This is a genomic window from Vibrio sp. Vb1574 (assembly GCF_033338675.1).
Map to the genome: position 1 here is coordinate 1 of NZ_JAWOTC010000104.1, position 1,479 is coordinate 1,479.

The window sequence follows — 1,479 nt, forward strand, 5'->3', positions numbered from 1 at the left end:
TTGAACAAGTAGCTGAGAGTAGTTCCAGTAGTATTTAGAATCCAACTTCGCGGCAATTCGCCAACTATCGATGGATTTATCCCACTCTTTTGCCATCTGCCAATAGGTCGCCTGCTGAGCTTTTAACTGGCTATCGACGTTAAGGTCTTCCAACTGCTCCATAATTAAAGCAGCACGCTCCGGGATTCCACGTTTCGCATAAAGCTGTGCCAGCAGTTTAAAATCATCTTGACTGAGCGCGACACCTTGTAGCTTGGCTAAAGCCATTGAATCTAGTGCGCGTTTGCTGTCATCGACACGTAAGTGCAAAGCGACGAGCTGACGCCACCATTCAACTCGTTCAGGCTCAATTGCAATCAAACGTTTGATGGTGACAATAGCAGGCTGCCACTTTTTGAGTTCCAGTTCAGACGAAAGCTTAATCGACAATGGACCAAGTTCATCTGGCTGACCAAACTTCTCGTAGCGACCCATCGCTGATAACACTTTATTCCATTGGCTCAACTGGTAATGCGATTGTGCGATGCGCAGCCAAACTTCATGAGCTTTCTGGTTTTTAGGTACAGCTTTACTCACCTCGTAATAGTGCGGAAAGGCTTTAGCAAACTGTTGTTCGTTCAACAATATATCCGCTAGCATTTTACGTGTTTGCCACGCTTGCTCGTCTTGCAATAAACCGCTGCTTACCGCGAAATCCAGTTGCTTGATAGCAGGCTTAACTTGCTCATTCTGCCAATAAAAAATACCGAGCATACGAGCAACAAACGCTTGATCGTAGCCACGCGATAGGTCTAACGATTCGAGAGTTGAGATCGCTTCTTTAAGCTTCTCTTCTTGAGCTAGGCTGTGCGCACGCTGCACTCTAGATGCGGTGTACTGGCTAAGCTCTTGAGCTATCGCACTGGCTGCGGTCAAACTAAGCAGCGTTGTGAATAAGAATTTCTTCATCATTTGCCTAATTTGAACTCCACTTTTGCGGTTTGTCCGAACTGCTCAATCGACACACCATTTTCAACTTTGGGTTGGTATTTCCACTTCTTCAACGCGCTAATGGCTTCTTTTTCAAACATACGCTTTGGCTCTGCATCGATCACTTCAATGTCTTTTGGACGACCTGTCGTGTCAATCGTAAAGCGCATGATCACATAGCCTTCAACCTTGCGTTTTAATGCTTTACTTGGGTAACGAGGTTCAACTTTATACAGCGGTAACGCTTGTTGATTGCCCATGGTTCCCTTTAGGTTTGGCGCATTAATCGCAATACCATCTAACGCCGTGTTTAACCCAAGCGCGCTGATCGGTGTTACTTGGCTCATCGGCTCAACTTGCGTGTTGGCTTGAGACAGCTCCATCGGCTCTGGTGCTTGAGGTGGCTCTGGCTGCTCTGGTACTGAACGTTGACGACGCTGCACATCGGCATCGTTTTCAACCATGACCATATCAAAACGCACTGCCTCAGACGGTTTTGGTGCGCGTTGA

The 1,479-nt window shown here is 46.9% G+C and carries 2 protein-coding genes; both read right to left on the reverse strand.

Annotated elements, in window-relative coordinates:
- Positions 1-951, reverse strand: a 951-nt coding sequence (locus tag R7O12_RS23830; protein WP_318126505.1) for a hypothetical protein, incomplete at its 3' end; no start/stop codon positions are given.
- Positions 948-1,479 (reverse strand): energy transducer TonB (locus tag R7O12_RS23835; protein ID WP_318126507.1); only part of this gene is annotated, 532 nt, incomplete at its 5' end. The genes R7O12_RS23835 and R7O12_RS23830, both read right to left, overlap by 4 nt.